This is a genomic window from Marinobacter sp. C1S70, from assembly GCF_000475355.1.
GTDB lineage: Bacteria > Pseudomonadota > Gammaproteobacteria > Pseudomonadales > Oleiphilaceae > Marinobacter > Marinobacter nauticus.
The window spans coordinates 99,115-116,120 of the sequence record NZ_AXBW01000028.1 but is presented as its reverse complement, the minus strand read 5'-3'; the positions used below and the strand labels follow the sequence as shown (position 1 = coordinate 116,120).

Annotated in this window: 13 protein-coding genes; 3 read left to right on the top strand and 10 right to left on the bottom strand. The window is 54.9% G+C overall.

Features of this window, described 5'->3' with window-relative positions; genetic code table 11:
* The 8 genes from Q669_RS09715 to Q669_RS09680 all read right to left on the bottom strand — a co-directional run.
* Positions 1-1,107, bottom strand: a 1,107-nt coding sequence (locus Q669_RS09715) for an ATP-binding protein (RefSeq protein ID WP_036149345.1), incomplete at its 3' end; no start/stop codon positions are given.
* Between the two features lie 32 nt (positions 1,108-1,139).
* Entirely contained in the window at positions 1,140-2,237 is a 1,098-nt protein-coding gene (gene aroB, locus Q669_RS09710; protein ID WP_022992083.1) for a 3-dehydroquinate synthase, read from the bottom strand.
* On the bottom strand, positions 2,206-2,796 hold the full coding sequence (gene aroK, locus Q669_RS09705; protein ID WP_022992082.1) for a shikimate kinase AroK: 591 nt from the start codon (positions 2,794-2,796) through the stop codon (positions 2,206-2,208). The genes aroB and aroK overlap by 32 nt, the downstream gene beginning before the upstream one ends.
* A gap of 135 nt (positions 2,797-2,931) precedes the next feature.
* A complete protein-coding gene (pilQ, locus tag Q669_RS09700) occupies positions 2,932-4,992 on the bottom strand; it encodes a type IV pilus secretin PilQ family protein (protein WP_022992081.1) in 2,061 nt (686 codons plus the stop codon).
* Positions 4,993-5,057: 65 nt separating this feature from the next.
* A complete protein-coding gene (locus Q669_RS09695; protein WP_022992080.1) occupies positions 5,058-5,600 on the bottom strand; it encodes a pilus assembly protein PilP in 543 nt (180 codons plus the stop codon).
* Between the two features lie 2 nt (positions 5,601-5,602).
* Positions 5,603-6,214, bottom strand: a complete 612-nt coding sequence (locus Q669_RS09690; RefSeq protein WP_022992079.1) for a type 4a pilus biogenesis protein PilO — start codon at positions 6,212-6,214, stop codon at positions 5,603-5,605.
* The gene (locus tag Q669_RS09685; RefSeq protein ID WP_022992078.1) at positions 6,214-6,777 is read right to left on the bottom strand and encodes a PilN domain-containing protein; all 564 of its coding nucleotides are present in this window, start codon (positions 6,775-6,777) and stop codon (positions 6,214-6,216) included. The genes Q669_RS09690 and Q669_RS09685 overlap by 1 nt, the downstream gene beginning before the upstream one ends.
* Positions 6,777-7,841, bottom strand: coding sequence for a pilus assembly protein PilM (locus Q669_RS09680; protein WP_036149326.1), 1,065 nt, complete (start codon positions 7,839-7,841; stop codon positions 6,777-6,779). The genes Q669_RS09685 and Q669_RS09680 overlap by 1 nt, the downstream gene beginning before the upstream one ends.
* 237 nt (positions 7,842-8,078) lie before the next feature.
* Between Q669_RS09680 and Q669_RS09675 the strand changes: the two genes are divergently transcribed.
* Positions 8,079-10,619, top strand: coding sequence for a penicillin-binding protein 1A (locus Q669_RS09675; RefSeq protein ID WP_022992076.1), 2,541 nt, complete (start codon positions 8,079-8,081; stop codon positions 10,617-10,619).
* A gap of 83 nt (positions 10,620-10,702) precedes the next feature.
* Here Q669_RS09675 and Q669_RS09670 read toward each other — a convergent pair whose 3' ends face one another.
* Entirely contained in the window at positions 10,703-11,968 is a 1,266-nt protein-coding gene (locus Q669_RS09670; RefSeq protein ID WP_022992075.1) for a malic enzyme-like NAD(P)-binding protein, read from the bottom strand.
* Between the two features lie 214 nt (positions 11,969-12,182).
* Positions 12,183-12,404 (bottom strand): 50S ribosomal protein L31, encoded by a 222-nt coding sequence (gene rpmE, locus Q669_RS09665; protein WP_014420566.1) that lies wholly within the window; start codon positions 12,402-12,404, stop codon positions 12,183-12,185.
* 190 nt (positions 12,405-12,594) lie between these two features.
* On the opposite strand from rpmE, the gene Q669_RS09660 reads away from it, so the two are divergent.
* Entirely contained in the window at positions 12,595-14,811 is a 2,217-nt protein-coding gene (locus tag Q669_RS09660; RefSeq protein ID WP_052000797.1) for a primosomal protein N', read from the top strand.
* Positions 14,812-15,028: 217 nt separating this feature from the next.
* Positions 15,029-16,978: an Ig-like domain-containing protein gene (locus Q669_RS09655; RefSeq protein ID WP_022992073.1), complete on the top strand. Its 1,950-nt coding sequence runs from the start codon at positions 15,029-15,031 to the stop codon at positions 16,976-16,978.
* Positions 16,979-17,006: the final 28 nt, after the last annotated feature.

Here is a 17,006-nt window from a genome sequence, read left to right as displayed (position 1 = left end):
TGGCTCTGGCTCTGGCTCTGGGACAATCTCTGTTTCAGGCAGAGGCTGTGTCAAATCTGAAGTAGCATTGGTCTCGCCCGGAACGCCAAACTCACCCTCGTCCGCAGGCGCAATCAAAGGCGCCATTTCCGGTTCAGGCTCCTCAGCACCCGGACCAATGGTAATGCTCTTACGGACTGGCTCAGGCTCAACCTCGGCGCCAGCCTGTCGCTGAACCGTGCTCTCGTATTGCTGGGAAACAAACCACCAGGATGCCGCCAGCAATAGCAGCCCCAGCGCAGGCCACCGCAAATGCGCAACCGTAAAGCCAGCCTTTGAAGAGGGCGTTGCCGAAGACGGCACCATGTCCAGCCAAACACCCGGCGCAACACGTTTGAGTCGACCAAAGCTACCCTGACTCAATACCTCCAGCTTTTTCAGCCGGGAGGTCGACAGCAGCTCAGCCTGAGAACCACCCGCCCGGTGAACCCTGGGTTCGAGATAAGCCTTGATGTCTTCGCGGCTTAACGGAGGCAGGTTCAGGTGATGCGCATAAGCGGAATCCGGACGATCTTCCAACTGGCTCCAAACCTGCTCGGTGCCGGCCAGAATCGGAACGGCAGAAACAGACCGCTCCGATGCCACAAAGCCTGCTACCAGAAGATTCAGAACATCCGACTCAACCCGTTCTGCATCGTCAATCAGCAGCACTTGCCGGTGACCTCGGCGGATGCCGGATTCAGACCAGCGGAAATAACGATAAACCGCCTCTCTGGCCTCAGAGTCTGCCGGTATCCCGGATTTCGCCAGCTGTTTCAGATAGCGCGCGAGCGCCTGGCGACTGGTGAGCGCGGAAGCGGGAATTCGGTGAAAATCAAGCCTTGAGGACTCGCTGCGCACCAACTCTGCCAATACCCGGGTCTTACCGGACCCCGGCGCACCAGTTAGAACCAGCACCATATCCCCGAACCCACAAAGATGGCGCAACGTTTCCAGAGCATGCTGACGCATGGCATCTGGATAAAATGGCGTTTCCATCTCAAGGGGATTGTCGCGCAGGCTGTATCGCTGCTGTAGCCGGGGGAAAAGTCCCCCGCCATCAGTACTGTTCAAGGATTCTTGAGCCACACGTCGTCCCTGTTTCTGAAACTCAGAGCCCATCAGCCTGCCTGCGGCAGGAATGCCCTCAAGGTATCACGAATGTTCCCGACAGACGCATTCTCGGTGATAAAGGCATCACCTATCGCTTTCAGGAGAACCAACCGCAGCCGACCATCCACATTCTTCTTGTCTACCGACATCAAGCTCATGAAGTCTTCAGGTGTCATATCATCCGGTGCCTGCTCGGGCAAGCGGGCCCGCCGAATCAGAGCAACAGCCCGGGCCCGGTCATCCGCAGAGATCAGCCCTTCTCTCACTGAAAGATCAGCGGCCATCATCATACCGGCACCCACGGCTTCGCCGTGCAACCAGTTGCCGTAGCCGGCGAAGGTCTCAATGGCATGACCAAAGGTATGACCAAGATTGAGGATTGCACGTAACCCACCCTCTCGTTCGTCGAGCGCAACAACCTCTGCCTTGCAGACACAGGAACGATAGATAGCTTCACCCAATGCCTCCGCATCCAGCCGCAACAGGCTCTCCATCGATGCCTCAAGCCAGGCTAGAAACGACTCATCCCGAATCAAACCATACTTGATCACCTCCGCCAGACCTGCCGACACCTCCCTCTCCGGGAGTGTTTGCAAGCTGTCGGTGTCGATCAGCACCGCCTGCGGCTGATGAAAGGCACCAATCATGTTTTTGCCAAGCGGATGGTTGATCCCTGTCTTCCCCCCGACAGAAGAGTCAACCTGGGAAAGCAGCGTGGTCGGCACCTGAATGAAGGAAACACCACGCTGGTAACAGGCCGCCGCGAAACCTGCCATATCACCAACAACACCACCGCCCAGAGCAACGAGTGTCGTTTTTCGAGTATGACGTTTCTCCAGAAGAGCATCAAAAATCAGGTTGAGGGTCTGCCAGTCCTTGTACTTTTCGCCATCGGGCAAGGTAACCACGTCGACGGTTTTCCCGGGAAAACCGTCTTTCACCTTCTCAAGATACAGCGGGCCGACGGTATCGTTGGTAACGATCATAACCTGCTGGCCTGCCACCCAGGGTGTCAGGTCAAACGAGCCCAGCAACCCCTGTCCGATAATGATCGGATAGCTACGCTCCCCAAGCTCAACCTTCAGCTCTCGAAGTACCTTGTGCATTATGCCTGCCCTCTTTCCGCCGCTGCCTTCTGTGGCGGGGCGTTTTAGGATTGATACGGTTGACCAGTTGCCGAACCACAAGACGCGGGCTTTTGCGATCGGTAAACATAACAATATCTGCCAACTCGGTATAGAGCGGATCCCGAATCGCAAACAGCCGGCGCAATACGCCTTCCGGATCGTCGTTCTGCAACAATGGTCGATTTCGGTCCTTACGGGTACGCTCAACCTGTTGGTCGATGGACGTTTTGAGGTAAATCACCACCGAGTTCTTTTTCAGTAATCCGCGATTTTCAGCACGCATGACGGCACCGCCTCCGGTCGCCAGCACCGTGCCCATCTCGTTAGACAACTCGTCGAGCATGGCGGTTTCACGCTGACGAAAACCGTCCTCACCTTCAACATCGAAGATCCAGGGAATATTGGCACCACAACGCTCTTCGATAATCCGGTCCGAATCCAGGAATCGATAGCCGAGCTCCTTGGCCAGCAATCGGCCAATGGTACTTTTTCCAGCCCCCATGGGCCCAACCAGAACAACACGTTTGGGCAAAGACATAATTTCCGCTCAACAGGTTTCAGGCGGGTGAGAATAGCATAAGGACCGGCAATCCATAAGCGGCTCGGAACCGGTGAACCAGCCCTGAACGAAAAAACCGCCGGGGTTACCGGCGGTTTTTAGATTGCAGCAAGCTTACTGCAGTATGTCGTTCTTGATGATCTTTGGTGTAATGAAGATCAACAGCTCGCTGCGCTCATCAATTTGCTCAGTGCGCTTGAACAGACGACCGAGATAAGGGATATCTCCCAGGAACGGTGTTTTCGTAGTCTGAGTGGCAACCTCTGACTGGAAGATACCGCCCAGAACCACCGTTTCACCATTAGCAACCAGAACCTGGGTGGTAACTGAGTTCGTATTAATAGACGGGATCCCTGCAGTTACCTCACCACGAGAGTCCTGATTCACCACAAGATCCATAATGATCTTGTCGTCAGGAGTAATTTGCGGGGTCACCTCGAGAGACAGAACCGCCTCTTTAAATTCAACGTTGGTGGCACCGCTGGATGTCGCCTCCTGATAGGGAATCTCCTCACCCGACTTGATGGAGGCACTCTGGCGATCCGCAGTTACAACTCGCGGCTGAGACACAACTTCCGCTCTGCCGTCGCTTTCAAGTGCTGAAAGCTCCAGGTCCACCAGGAAATCATCACTACCCCAACCGATGGCGAACGAAGAAGCCCCCTCACCACTTACACCAAGATCTACACCCAATGCTCCGGGGAATGAAATAGTGTTACTACCTCCAGATGCTGCATCTCTGGCCTCTTGCAGAGTGCCTAGAGAACCCCCGATGCTGATCACATCATCCCCGTCGACGTTATACGCAGCTCCACCCCAGCGTACACCCAGGTTTTCGGCGACGCTGGTTTGCGCCCGTACGATTCTTGCTTCGATGGATACCTGGCGAACAGGAACATCCCAGGTGGATACCAGCCGACGGATCTCCTCAAGCTTCTCCGCCGTTTCACGAATACTAATGGTATTCGTTCTGGCATCAGACGACACAAAGCCGCGGGAGGAGATCAGCTCCTCATCCGCCTGGATCAGAGATACAATATCTGCTGCCTTAGCATAGTTCACCTGCACAATATCCAGCCGCACCGGCGCCAACTCAGCAATCTGCTTAGTCGTCTCAAGCTCAAGTTTTTCACGGGCCGCAATTTCTTCAGCGGGCGCAACCAAAAGTACGTTGCCAATCTGGCGCTTGTCCAAACCCTTTGTCTTGAGAATCAGGTCCAGCGCCTGATCCCAGGGAACATTCTGCAGACGCAGCGTAATACTGCCACCCACTGTGTCACTGGCAACCAGGTTAAGGCCCGTGAAATCAGCAATCAGCTGGAGCACAGAACGAACCTCAATATCCTGGAAGTTCAGGGAGAGTTTCTCCCCGGTATACGGGAACTTCTCTTCCCGCCGGGCTTCGGCCTCTTCCTGGGTCAGCGCCTCAACACTGACGGTAAACTCCCGGCCTGATTGGTAGGCGATGTAGTCGTAGTCGCCTTGTGGCCGAATTTCGACAACGGCGTTTCCTTCTTCAACAAATGTGTCTATGCGATTGACCGGTGTGGCAAAATCAGTGACATCCAGCCGGCGACGCAAATCGGCCGGTACCTGAAGATCCGGCATGGTCAACCGAATGCGGCCACTCACTTCGTTCAGGTTAACGGTCGCGGTATTGCTACCCAGATCGACGATCACCCGACCCTCGCCCTCTTTACCACGACGGAAATCAACGCCGGCCAGCGCATTCGACGATGCGGACGGAGTGGCTGCCGTGCGCTGGGCAGGCTGAGAAGTTGCGGCGACCTTATCGGACTCACCGCCAATGGTCATTACCAGCGAGTTATTGGTACGTACAGTATCGTGCGGCACCAGTTCAACCAGGTTAAAAATCAGCCGGGTGCGATCCTTGGTTTCGACCACCGTCACGCTCTGGGCATTACCTGTACCCAACTGGATGCTGCGCTGATTCAGTGCGCTGGTGGTATCTTTAAGATCCACTGCAATCCGGGCAGGCCGCTCTATGGTGTAGCCCGAAGGTTCCGGCGGCGTGCCGTCAAACTGCATGGTGACTTCCAGCCGCTCCCCTGGCAGCGACGAAAACGACAAGTCCTGAAGCGTGACCGCACTGGCCAGGCCGCTCCATAACCCGATGGCAATCACGCCTATGCAGACATTGAGTTTTTTGAACATCGCTAGCCTCGACCCTAAACCTGTTTGTTCATAAATGTTTTCTGAATTCATAGCCTTACCGCTCCTCAGCCTTCATCCAAAGACAGGGAGCGCGGGCGTTCCACCCAACCACCCCGACCGTTCGGAACGATTTCAATCAGTTCAATGCGGGTCTCACTGACCCCAACAATACGACCATAGTTCTGGCCCATGTAATTGCCGGTGCGAACCCGATGAATACCACCGGTATTGTCCCGTACCAGAGCGAAAAGATTGCCCTCAACACCCTGGAGTGTGCCCACCATGGCCAGAGACTTGAGATCAAAATTCTCAAGCACCTCGCGCGGGCGATCCAGGTCCGGCTCTATGTCACTGACCGGTTGCTCATCAACCATCGTAAGCTGGACATCCACCGGCGGCTCAAAAGGCGCCCGGCGATCAGATGCCGAATAACTGAAGGCTTCATAAGCCTTGAACTCCGGCAAAGGTTCCACGTGCCCCCGAGGCTTGGCTCGGGTATCTGCCATGAACTTGTCGAGATCCGAGAAACCGTTTCCCTGGGAACAAGCCGTCAGCAAAGACGCCAGACACACACCCAGCCAGGCCTTTCCCGCATGCTTTCCTGTCATGCTCATTCTCCAGCCCGGTAGCGGTAAGTACGGGCAACCACCTGCATGTCCAGCTGGTCTCCGTCTCCGCCAATTGGTTTGATGGTTAAATCATGCAGCGTCACGATACGCGGCAGGCTCGCTACGCTGCTAACGAAAGAGGCCAGCTCGTGATATGAACCGGATACCCGAATATTAATCGGTAGTTCGGAGTAGAAGTCTCGCTGCTGCTCCGGCTGAAGTTTGACTTCCTGAAGCGCCAAACCACTCCCTAACGCCGTATTGGTGATATCTTCCAGCAGGCCCGGCACCTCGGTCTCACTGGGCAGCTGACGCACCAGGGCTCCAAAGGTTTCTTCCATTTCTTCCATCTGGGCCTTGAATACATCCAGGTTCGCCACCTGATAGGCCTTTTGCTCATAACGCTGCTTGAGCTCCTGCTCCTGCTGCTCCACCCGATCAAGCTGGGCATACTGATCCTTGATAAAGAACCAGTAACCACCACCAAGTATCAGGCCGAAGACAATTAACGCCACAATAGCCTTTATCGGGGCAGGCCAGATGCCGGCATTGTTGATATCAAGATCATTGATATCAAATTCATTAAGACTTTTCAGAGAGTCCGCGAGGCTCATCAGTTATCCTCCCCTTCGGGCTCAGGCGTCCGCTGCTGGACAGAGAGATTGAACTGGCTGTAGCCAGAGCGGGCGCTGTCTGCTGCAGCCACATTGGTCAGATTGGGATTGGCAAACCATTCGGAATCTTCAAACTGACGCATCAGATTCGAAATTCGGCTGTTGGACTCTGCCATCCCCACAATATCCAGTCTCTCACCGGTTTTCTTGAGATCGGTGTAGTACAGCCCGTCAGGAAGGGTCCTCACCAATTCATCGAACACCCGAACAATCACCGGCCGCTTGCCCTGAAGATCCTGAATCACCTGCATGCGTGCCAGCAATTCATCGCGCTGACGCTTCAGGTTTTCAATCTCCTTGATCTGCTTGTCCAGTTCCTTGGTTGCAGTCTCAATGTAGGCATTACGGGATTGCTGATAGGCAATCCGGTTGTCCATGTCCGATTTCCAGAGGAAAGCCAGGCCACCGGCGATAATCACGGCGCCCAGTATCATCACAACAAACTGTTTCTGCTTCTCGGCGCGAAGCTCTTCCCGCCAGGGCCTGAGGTTAATTTTTGCCATCAGTCGAAACTCCTCATTGCCAGACCGCAGGCAATCATCAACGAGGGGGCATCATTGCTGAGCGCAGAGGCGTTGACCCGGGAACCCACCGCCATGTTGGCAAACGGATTGGCCACCAGGGTTGGCGTTCCGGTTTTCTCTTCCACCATTTCCGTGAGCCCCTGAATCGACGCTGTTCCACCGGCAAGCACTACGTAATCCACCGCATTGTACTGACTGGCGCCGAAGAAAAACTGCAGCGCCCGCGCCACTTGCTGAACAACCGCTTCCCGGAACGGAGTCAGAACTTCCTCGTTGTAGTCGTCCGGCAAACCACCCTGTTTCTTGGCCAGACCAGCCTCTTCGAGCGACAGGCCATAACGACGCTGAATTTCTTCAGTCAGCTGTTTTCCGCCAAAGATCTGCTCACGGGTATATACCGTCTTACCCTCTGCCAGCACACTAAGAGTTGTCATGGTTGCACCGATATCAACGATGGCAACCACCAACTCTTCTCCCTGGGAGTCAAGCTGAGGCTCAATCAGGCTGTAGGCTCGCTCCAGGGCGTAGGCTTCCACATCGACAATCCTGGTTGTCAGCCCTGCAATTTCCAGGGCGTCTTCGCGGATATCGACGTTTTCCTTACGGCAGGCCGCCAGCAGCACATCCACCTGATCCGGGTTGGATTCGGAGGGGCCCTGGACTTCAAAATCGATTGCTACTTCATCAAGGGGGTAAGGAATGTACTGATCAGCTTCCAGCGCGATCTGGTCTTCCATTTCAAACTCGTTGAGACCACCATCCATCTGGATAACCTTGGTGATCACCGCCGAGCCGGAAACAGCAACAGCCACCTGTTTCACACTGGTGCGTGACTTGGACGCGACACGCTTGAGCACTTCCCCAACCGCTTCGACGTCTGTGATATTTTTTTCAACAACTGCATTGGCCGGCAACGGCTCTACCGCATAGCTCTCGACCTTATATCGATCGCCATGTTTTGACAGCTCTAGCAGCTTGACCGAACTGGAGCTTACATCCACTCCAAGGACGGCACTGGATTTTTTTCCTGGTAATCCGAACACGCGCTCACCCTATACCTGGTTAAATGCACCCGGCGTTGGAACCCCTGAACCACTCCCTGTTAAGGCGATCATTTCAGAGGCGTTCTATGTGTTTTTTATGTAAGAGAATTTCTTATTTATTCCGTCTACAATGCAAGCTCTCGAATTTCGGGAGACATTGCAGACGGCGAGGCGACCGAACCTTCCTAAAGCAATTTCTCAAATAATAGACCTATATCCAACAGTTGTCAGAAAAAAATGTCTCATTTGTTGCGTACATCTCGCGTTTTTGCCTGGTTCTTTCTCACCGGCCTGAGTGTCGCCATTATTATTTCCTCAAGCCTGTATCTTTATCTTCGGCCCAATCTGCCACCGGTTGAGCAATTGCTGGATGTCCGGCTTCAGACGCCTTTACGGGTGTATAGCAAAGACAACAGATTAATAGCAGAATTCGGTGAAAAGAGAAGGGCACCGATCACAATAGAACAGATCCCTACAATTCAGTTACAAGCCTTCCTGGCCGCAGAAGACGCGCGTTTTTACGAGCACTTCGGAGTCGACATTAAAGGCCTGACGCGGGCTGCAGTGGAACTGATCACCACCGGAGAAATCCAGTCTGGCGGCAGCACCATCACCATGCAGGTTGCAAAAAATTACTTTTTGTCACGCGACCGGACCTTCATCCGAAAGTTCAACGAGATACTGCTGGCTCTTCAGATTGAACGTGAACTGGATAAAAACCGGATTCTTGAGCTCTACCTGAACAAGATCTACCTCGGCAACCGTGCATATGGAATCGCCGCCGCCGCCCAGGTTTACTACGACAAACCGGTGACAGAACTGTCACTGGCACAGATGGCAATGCTCGCCGGCTTGCCAAAGGCCCCCTCTGCCTACAACCCTCTGGCAAACCCGGAACGAGCCCTGATTCGCCGCAACTGGATACTCGGCAGAATGAAAGACCTTGGCTACATCACCGAAGACGCCTGGTCTCTGGCCACCAAAGCACCCCTGACCGCCAGCTATAACACCCGGGATGCCGAAGTGGACGCCGACTACGTGGCCGAAATGGCCCGGGCAGAAATGGTTCGCCGCTACGGGGAGAATGCCTACACCGACGGTTACAGCGTGACCCTGACGGTCGACAGCACCAAGCAACAAACTGCCACCGAGGCATTGAGAGCAGGCCTCGAAGCCTATGACCGCCGGCACGGATTCCGGGGCCCCATCGGACAGTTTGATATTGAAGGGCTGACACCGGCCGAACTGTCAAACCAGATGCAGAATTACCCGCGAGTTGAAGCACTGGTACCAGCCGTTGTGACATCCATAGATGACGAAAAAGATGAAGTGAGAGTGCACGCACGGCGCCTGGGCCCGGGCGTTATGCCATTTGACACCATGACCTGGGCACGCCGATTCCGAACCGAAAGCATCACCGGCCCCGAACCAGAAAAACCTTCGGATGTGGTCAACCCCGGGGAGGTCATCTATGTAAAAGTTGACCAACTGCCACAGATTAAAGACTCTGAGGCAGAACCTGGCAGCGAGAGCGCATCCACGCAGGCTGTCACCGAACTGCGGGTTTCCCTGGCGCAAGCACCCCGAATCGAGGGCGCACTTATCTCCCTGAAAGCCAAAACCGGCGCCATTGAAGCTTTGGCGGGCGGCTACAGCTTTAACCAGAGCAAGTACAATCGCGCCACCCAGGCCAGCCGCCAACCAGGCTCAACGTTCAAGCCGTTCCTGTACCTTTCCGCGCTGGAAAACGGCCGAACACCGGCGACCATCTACAACGACGCCCCGATTGTGTTCGAAGACTCGGAACTTGAAACCGCATGGCGACCACAGAACTCATCAGGCCAGTTCTACGGACCAACCACATTGCGCGAAGGCCTTTACCGATCCCGTAACCTGGTTTCCATCCGCCTACTGAGAGACCTTGGCATAAACACCACCCTCAGCTATCTGGAGCAACTCAAACTCCCGACTGAAAATATGCCCTCTAACCTCTCACTCTCTCTGGGCAGCGGCCTGCTGACACCCATGGAGCTGGCAAGAGGCTTTGCGGTGATAGCCAATGGCGGTTACGACGTACAGCCTTACCTGATTGAGCGAATCGAGGAATGGGACGGCACCGTGGTCTATGAAGCCCCGGACACCCTATTGTGCGATGAGGATTGCGAAGCCTCATCCGCACCGACAGTCGATACCCAACAGGAAAATCCGGAGCAACCACCCGAAATTGAAGGCATGACACTGCCAGCCTCCGCAGCCGAGGAAAACACAACCGAACCACGGATCATGCAACGCCTGGCCGACGAACGATCCATCTACATCATGCATTCCATGATGCAGGACGTGGTTCGCAGAGGGACAGGACGCCGCGCTCTGGCCCTGAACCGCAGTGACATTGCCGGCAAAACCGGTACAACCAACGAGCAGAAAGACACCTGGTTCGCGGGCTTCAATCACGACATTGCAACCACGGTCTGGGTCGGCTTCGACCAACCCGCCCCTCTGGGTCGCGGCGAGTTTGGCGCCAGTACCGCGCTTCCCATCTGGGTCGACTATATGAAAGTAGCACTGGCCGACCAGCCAGCAGCCACCATGCCCAGACCCAATGGCATCGTGAATATCCGCATCAACCCGGAAACCGGCGAACGAGCCCGCCCCGGCGAAGAAGCTGTGTTCGAGATATTCAAGGAAGAAGACGCGCCCGCCCCTCTGCCAGCCGAGAGCATCGGGAAAAATGGCGACAACGGTAGCGGAGACGACCTGTCGCGGCAGATCTTCTGATCTGCCGCAGCCCCCCAGCCAGTAAGCACAAAAAAACCGGCGGGATCTCCGCCGGTTTTTTTTGAAGCCAGACTACATCCCGATCAGATGATGTCGTCCATAGACTTCAGCGGGTAATGCGCAGGGTACGGATTGCGCGCAACACCGGAATCTACCGCAGCACGGGCCACAGCGGCCGGTACCACTTCCAGCAAGCGAACGTCCATCGGCTTCGGAATAATGTATTCCTTACCAAATTCAAACGCATCAACACCGTAGGCTTCACAGATTTCCTGCGGCACCGGCTCTTTGGCCAGTTCACGGATCGCATTAACCGCGGCAACCTTCATTTCCTCGTTGATAGCGGTCGCACGTACATCCAGTGCACCACGGAAAATGAACGGGAAGCCAAGCACGTTGTTCACCTGGTTCGGGTAGTCAGAGCGACCGGTCGCCATGATCAGATCATCGCGGGTGGCCAGAGCCACTTCCGGGCTGATTTCCGGATCCGGGTTGGAACAGGCAAACACCACCGGGTTCGGTGCCATTTTCGCCAACTGCTCGGCAGACAGAAGATCCGGGCCGGACAGACCCAAGAACACGTCTGCGCCGTCGATGGCGTCATCCAGAGTGCGCTTGTCGGTATCGTTGGCGAACATCGCCTTGTACTGGTTCAGATCATCACGACCAGAGTGGATCACACCCTTACGGTCGAGCATGAAGATGTTCTCAGAGCGCATACCGCAGCTGATCAGCAACTTCATGCAGGCAATGGCGGCCGCACCGGCGCCCAGACATACCACCTTTGCCTCTTCAATTTTCTTGCCCTGCAGCTCAAGGGCATTGATCATGCCGGCCGCAGTTACGATAGCGGTACCATGCTGGTCATCGTGGAAGATGGGCACGTTACACTTTTCAATCAGCGCACGCTCAATCTCGAAGCACTCCGGTGCCTTGATGTCTTCGAGGTTGATACCACCGAAGGTATCGGCGATACGCTCAACAGTTTCAATAAACGCTTGCGGGCTTTCGGAATTAACCTCGATGTCGAAGACGTCAATTCCGGCAAAGCGCTTGAACAGTACGCCCTTGCCTTCCATAACCGGCTTGCTCGCCAGAGGGCCGAGATTACCCAGACCCAGGATAGCGGTACCGTCAGAGATCACGGCGACCAGGTTACCCTTGGCTGTGTATTTGTAAGCGTTCTCGGGGTCCTTCGCGATCTCGCGGACCGGTTCGGCAACCCCGGGGCTGTACGCCAGGGAGAGGTCGCGGGAAGTCTGGGTCGGCTTCGTGATTTCAACACTCAGCTTACCCGGCCGCGGTTTGGCGTGATATTCAAGGGCTGCTTCTTTCAGATCTTGAGACATTGCCACTGTTCCGTTTGTCACGTTTAAAGGTAAATCCCGCTGGAGCTCGCCCAACGGAGCGCGCCATTATGGCGCGCCCGACCCGAAACGACAAGCCGAAATCGAATATTTTGTGAACAGTCAATAGTGCATTTTGCGTATATAGCAACTTTTATTTTTCATTGGCGCACAAAAAAAGCGCCCGAAGGCGCTTTTTTCAACATCCCGGTGCGGATCAGTCTTTCTTGCCACCGATACGGCTGCCGAAACGCTTCTGGAAGCGATCGATACGACCACCGGTGTCCATAACCTTCTGCTTGCCGGTGTAGAACGGGTGGCACTGGGAGCATACGTCCAGCTGCAGATCGTGGCCGATGGTAGAGCGGGTCTTGATCACATTACCGCAGGAACAGGTAGCGGTGATGTCTTCGTACTTCGGGTGAATACCTTCTTTCATGGCGAACCTCTTTAGGTCATGCCGCTACCTGATCACGGGGCATTTTGGCTGCCCAGGTGCCAGGCACCGCATGTTTGAATCAATTGAAAAGACCGTGCACAATCAAGCCCGGCCAGAAACAGACCGCGAATCTTACTGACAAACCCGACCACAGGCAAGTATCTTGGCCATCCGGAACAGTCCGGATACCATGCAACCAGCCTACTTTTGCCCGCTTTCAGGATACGCAGTTACCGTGACACGGCCCTCAACCGCTCGCATCGCCCTGAATCGCCCGCTCCGGCGACTCTTTGATTACCGAATCCCGGAGACCATGACAGTCTCACCCGGGCAACGCGTAAAAGTACCCTTTGGCAGGCAAATCCTGACCGGCCTTGTGGTGGAAACCGGCGTGGTTCCACCAGACGGCATTACCCTCAAGCCAATCCTGGAAGTGCAGGAGCCTTGGCTCGCCTTACCCCAAGCCACTTTCCGGCTCCTTAGCTGGGCCAGTGACTACTATCAGCACCCCTTGGGTGAGTGCCTGTTCACCGCTCTGCCCCCCGCATTACGCAGAGGGCGGCCGTCACAGCAAAAACAGGATGAACACTGGCGAGCCACCCAAAACATCGCCCAACTGCCGGCCAACGCTCATCGTCAGAAAGCCTTGCTGGAAGCCGTCCAGAGCGCCCCCGGCATATCGACCGGCGAGCTGGTTAAAGTCGGCTTCAACCGTCCTCAGATCAAAAGCCTTCACGATAAAGGTCTCATCGAACTGACCGACCCACAACGTCCGGCCTGCAGTAAAACCGCTGGCACAACAGAAGGGCCAGAACTCTCACCAGCCCAGCTGGCAGCAGCAAAAGAGTTACCGCCGGTCACTGATCGCTTCAGCGCCACACTTCTCTACGGCATCACCGGCAGTGGCAAGACTGAGCTGTATCTCCATTTCCTGAAACGACAACTGCAGGCCGACGAGCAAGCTCTGGTTCTGGTTCCGGAAATCAACCTCACACCCCAGACCCTCGCCCGCTTCCGGCGTTATTTCAGCCACCGGATTGTGGCCTGGCACTCAGCCCTGAACGACAGCGAACGCCTGGCTACCTGGCTGAGAATCCGAAATGGGGAACCGGTTATTCTGATTGGCACCCGCTCCGCCGTCTTGCTGCCGTTCACGAATCTTCGCGCCATTGTTGTGGACGAAGAACACGACAGCTCCTACAAGCAGGGCGAAGGGTTTCGCTACTCGGGCCGGGACGTCGCGGTATACCGTGCACACCTCAATGAGTGCCCCGTCATCCTGGGTTCAGCAACGCCATCACTGGAATCCTGGCACAACGCCAGGCAAGGCAAATACCACCTGATTCGGCTCGAACAACGCGCCGGTAACGCCCTGCCGCCGGAAGTAGTCTTGCTCGACATCCGCAGCCGGCCACTGGAGGCCGGCCTTTCGCGACCCACCCTGAACGCAATAAAGGAAACACTGGCACGAGGTGAACAGGCACTGGTATTTGTGAACCGGCGGGGATTCGCCCCCATCATGATGTGCTTCGATTGCGGCCACATGGAGGAATGCCCGCGCTGCGATACCCGGCTGACCTACCATCGCCGGGACAGAGCCATGCGCTGCCATCACTGCGACTTCCAGATGGCCGCGAGCCACACCTGCCCCAAATGCCGGAGCGAAAATTTCAAACCCGTAGGCCAGGGCACCGAGCGCACAGAAGAAACCCTGGCCGAACAATTTCCCGATACACCGATTGTCCGGGTAGACAGGGACAGCACCCAGCGCAAAGGGAGCATCCAGAGCATACTGGCAAAGGTGAACAGCGGTGAACCCTGCATTCTGGTGGGCACCCAGATGCTGGCCAAGGGCCACGACTTTCCGAACGTGACGCTGGTTGCCGCCGTCAATGCCGATGGCGGTCTGTTTAGTGTCGATTTTCGGGCGCCGGAACAGATGGTACAGACGCTTTTGCAAGTCAGCGGCCGCGCTGGCCGGGGCGAAAAACCCGGCAAAGTGCTGATTCAGACCTGTCATAGCGACCACCCGCTATTGAAATCTCTCTGTAAGGGCAACTACGCCGCCCTGGCAGACCAGCTTCTGGCCGAACGCCAAACCGGCGCCCTTCCACCATTCCGTGCCATGGCCATACTCCGCGCGGAAGCCGACACCATGCAGGCCAGCCTGCACCTGCTGGACACCATTAAACCGATGACGGCCGCGCAAGGCATAGAAACCTGGGGGCCGCTACCGGCGGTAATTGCACGTAAAGCCGACCGGCACCGGGCCCAACTGATACTGGTCAGCGACAGCCGGCACCGGCTCAACCACTTGCTTAGTCACATTTGCCAGCACCTGGATCAGAGCAAGCTGCCAGCGAGCACTAAATGGATTGTGGATGTGGATCCGCAGGAGACCGGGTAATGCCCCACACTCTAGAATGTGACATAGCGCTCATCCTGCAATTCGTTACAATCTTTTTCAGAATTCCCAATCCATAAGCATTTCGTTTGAATTGACTGTGCTATGATTTTCAGCCATATAACCAACAAACCTAGAATGAAACCTGAGGTTGCGGTTCTCGTGCCGGGAATGCGCAGCGAAAAGGCTTTTGCTGTAAACGAAAACTGGAGATAAGAAGATGTCAGGGAAATTCCTTGCGCGTGCGTCAGCGTTGTCGCTGGCTTTTGTGTTAGCTGCTTGTGGGGGCGACGACAGCTCAACCCCTCTGGGCGGCATTACCGACAACCAAGACCAGGGTGGCACTGATACTGGCGGAAACACGGATTCAGGGAGTACCGACACACCTGAAGATGGTGATACAGGCGGAATTATCTCCCTCCTATCCGACAGCACTCAGATTGGCACCGCACCAAACTCCGAACTGGAACTAATTGCTTATTATCGCAACAATCAAGGCGTCGCCCAGTCAGAGACAGCTGTCAATTTTACTGTTGATCAGCCAGAATCTTTCACCATCTCGAGCAACACCCCACCAACAGATGAATCTGGAAGAACAACCACCAAACTGATCAGCCTCGATCAAGAATCCAAAAACCGAACCGTAAGAGTTACAGCGTCAGCCGGAGAAGCAACAGGTTCACTCACCATCAATGCGGTCGGAACCTCTCTGTCGCTAAGCGGACCGACAACCCTATCAAGCGATGCTTCTGAGCCCTACAACTACACAGCAAGACTTACGAACTCCGAGGGTGACGGCATTCAGGGCCAACCTATCAACGTGAGCACACCCTCGATCGCCACAGTAGCTGGCGTTACTGCCGGAGGCACAACCACGAGCGCTGGGCTCTACGAATTCACTGTTACCCCGCAAGCAACAGGCAGCGAGACAATCACCGTCTCAGCTTTTGATGGTGAGAGCCAAGTTTCAGCCTCTCTAAATCTTACTGTTGCCTCTGAAGTATTCCAGATTACATCGCCGACAGCCGAGTCAACGATTGACATTGGTGACACTGAAACAATAAGTCTTGATTGGACCAAAGACGGCTTGCCGATAACAGACGGGGAGACTGTCACCTTCACCACCGATCTCGGCACTCTAACCGACTCCCAACCAATCACCTCTTCCGGTAGCGCACAAACCAGCATTACTTCGGACATAGCAGGCAAAGCAACCATTACTGCAATTGCAACGAGCGGAGAAAATGAGCTTACCGCCCGAAGAGTCGTAAATTTCGTCGCGACTACTCCATTTGAACTTATCGCTGAAGCAAACAGAACACTTCTAGCAACAGGGGAGAGCACAGAAATTACGGCGAAACTCTTTGACGTCAACGGCAACCCGGTTGCAAACCAATATGTTGAATTTAAGAGAAAGAGCGATCCCAGCTCAGGTTCAATCCAACCATCAATCGTAAAGACCAACTTGCTTGGGCAGGCGTCAGCTGTTTTTACAGCTGGTACAACTGGCTCGGGTGATCAGGGTGTAGAAATTGAAGTCTCAAACCAGGACTTATTGCCCGAAACCCAGGTTGTTTCATTAAGCGTAAACGATAAACCAGGGCGTATTGTAGCGGGCACTGGTAATGAGCTCGAGGAACTCAGCTCCGCTACTTACCGTAAAGAGTGGAGTGTCTTTGTAACAGATTCAAGCGGTGCCCCAGTAGCAAACAATGAGGTACAGCTAAGCATTCTGGCCCATTCATATGGCAAAGGATCGTTCGAGCGTGTGGATACAGATGGTGACGGTACCCCAGATATTTGGGCGCCAATAAGAGTGGTGACTTGCGATGCCGAGGACGCCAACAAGAACTCGATATTGGAGTCAGGAGAGGACATCAATGGCAACGGAACGCTAGAGCCAAGCAATGAAGCGACGCTCAACAGCAAGGTCGTTACAACTGATGAAAGTGGTATGGCAACCTTCTATGTAGTATACCCGCAAAACAGCTGCGCTTGGACGGATGTTACTCTGAGGGCCACTACCAAAGTTGATGGCTCTGAGGCGTCCTCCACAACAAAATACACGCTTTCTTGTTCAGCTGAGGACTTAACCAACATAGATAATTCACCGTCTTTGGGGACTGAGAGCAAGTTTGGCACCGCCAGTGTTTGTTCGAACCCAGACTAAAGCTTCGAAAGCGAAAAACAAAAGCCCG